The organism is Oleiphilus sp. HI0061, from assembly GCF_001635675.1.
In genome coordinates, this window is the sequence record NZ_LWFE01001646.1 from 1 (window position 1) to 1,623 (window position 1,623).

General features: G+C 42.8%; 1 protein-coding gene and 1 pseudogene. Both read right to left on the reverse strand.

All coding sequences use genetic code 11. From position 1 onward, the window contains the following. Window positions 1–603, reverse strand: a pseudogene (locus tag A3735_RS25395) (acetate kinase); the annotation flags it as partial. A gap of 42 nt (window positions 604–645) precedes the next feature. Then, window positions 646–1,623 (reverse strand): EAL and HDOD domain-containing protein (locus A3735_RS25400; protein ID WP_082886000.1); only part of this gene is annotated, 978 nt, incomplete at its 5' end.

Here is a 1,623-nt window from a genome sequence, read left to right on the forward strand (position 1 = left end):
CTTATTTATCGTTTCAGATGCACGCTTAGCAATATAGCGGTGACTGGTACCGTGAAAACCATAGCGGCGAACATTATGTTCAGAATAAAGCTTGTAGGGTAGTGCGTAAGTATAAGCTTTGGCTGGCATTGTTTGATGGAATGCCGTATCAAATACTGCAACTTGTGGGAGATTAGGGTGCAGCACTTGTAAGCTCTCGATACCCACTATATTGGCTGGATTATGCAATGGAGCAAGGGGGATGCAGGCTTTGATCTGCTCAAGTACTTGTTCGCTAATCACAACAGATTCGCTAAAGATATTACCGCCGTGAACAACTCTATGTCCGATGGCCTTGAGTTCTTCTTTGATTGGAAAGTGCCGAGCAAGTTTCTCTATTGCTGCTTGTAGGGCAAGCGCATGGCTGTTGCCAAGTTCCGAAGATAGGTTTAATAAGAGGGTTTCTTTCTCACCTGAGTGCTTAACAGTAAGTTTGCCTTCTGTCTGATTAAGCGACTCTGCCAAGCCTTCTGCGAGAAGGCTTGTTTCAGGGTGGGTTGAGTAGAGTGCAAACTTTAAAGATGAACTGCCACAATTGATAACAAGAATAAGGGNGTTAGCCATGCTAAATAAACGTTTCCTAAGTTTATTGGGGTGGCCTGAGTACTAATTCTCTGCAGAAATTTCCAAGGCCCTTCGAGATGATTCGAAATAGATCTCATTGATTTGTTTAGCATTTAACTCGAATTTGGCTAATGCTGTCCAGTCTAACTTTTGCCATTCAGACTGTTCAAAGGCAATTGTGGTGGATAGGGCAAGTCCGGCATTACCTTTTAATAGAGTGAGCGCATCATTTATTCCCGGTGCTAATGAAATATGAGAGACGATATCGCTTAGTGATTGATCAAAAAATGCATCAAGGCAAGAAAGCAGGCCGACGGTGTAAAACTGGTCTTTTAGGCTTGGTTCAATATATTCCGATAGCCTTTCACACATTAGTGCACGTACCAGCGCCATATAGTGCAGCGCTTCGGGCTTGTCGTCCAACTTGCTTAATGCCAGCAAGCTGGCCCAGCTCTTAATTTTATCTATGCCCAGTAAGGTGACAGCCTTGTGAATAGAGTCTATGGTGTTGCTTCGTTTAAAGGCGGCGGAGTTAATAAGCTTGAGTAGCTTGAAGCTTAGTGCCGGGTCTCGGGAAATGATGGAGGTTAAGCCATCCATATCAATCTCGGGTGCTTGAATTTCAGAAATTAGGTTAATTATTGTCATTTTTCCTGCAGCGATTTTCTTACCTTTAATTATCTCGGGCTTGGATAAAAAATAGCCTTGGAAGAGGTCGCAGCCAAGTTCGTGGCAGCGCTTAAATTGCTCAGGTGTTTCGATCTTTTCCGCCAGAAGAGTTACGTCATGCTGCTTAAGGTTTTTAATAGTTGCCTGTAATTCATCATCGTCCATTTCAGGTAGTTCTAGTTTAATAATGTCTACCAGTGGCAATATGCGTTGATAACGTTCATCCATAATAAAGTCATCAAGTGCTAGCGTGAAACCGCGTTGTTTAAGCTTTTTTAGGCTGGAAACAACCTTGTCTGTAATTTCGATATTTTCCAGTACTTCTATTACCGCCGTATCAGGGTTGAATAG